The organism is Oleiphilus sp. HI0066, assembly GCF_001635725.1.
In genome coordinates, this window is sequence record NZ_LWFH01001839.1 from 1 (window position 1) to 560 (window position 560).

The following is a 560-nucleotide window of genomic DNA, read 5'->3' on the forward strand; positions in this document are numbered from 1 at the left end:
TCGATCGATACAATTCAGCGACAAATCTTCACTTGTCGAATGACAGCATATATGAAGCATTAAAAAATGACTAAAATTGTTGTCGATACAAGCGTCGTAATCAGCGCCCTAATCGGAGAAGCAGGACCGAGCCGACAGATTCTAAGAAACTGTTTGACCGGTTCTTTTAGCCCAATGATTATTACCGCGTTATTCTTAGAATATGAGGACGTACATCAGCGCCCTCAGATTGCAGAGCTTTGTCCTCTACAACCAGAGGAAATCAAAGAACTGCTAAGTGCCTTTTATAGCGTATGCTACTGGGTACCAATACATTATTTATGGCGCCCCAATCTGAAAGATGAGAACGACATTTTTTAATTGAACTTGCGGTAGCCAGCAACGCACAGTTTATCGTTATAAATAACATCAAAGATCTAACTGGGGCAGAACTTACTTTCAAAGGCTTTGATGTTGTTAAACCAGAACAACTTCTTAGAGGTAAATAGCATGTCGACATTGACCATATGATTACCAGACGACAAGCATAATCGTCTAAAAGCGCTTGCTGAACACCGAAA

1 protein-coding gene is annotated in these 560 nt (G+C 40.5%); it reads left to right on the forward strand.

What is annotated here, in order from left to right; all coding sequences use genetic code 11:
* Positions 1-66 precede the first annotated feature (66 nt).
* Positions 67-360: a putative toxin-antitoxin system toxin component, PIN family gene (locus A3738_RS28535; RefSeq protein WP_197471982.1), complete on the forward strand. Its 294-nt coding sequence runs from the start codon at positions 67-69 to the stop codon at positions 358-360.
* Positions 361-560: the final 200 nt, after the last annotated feature.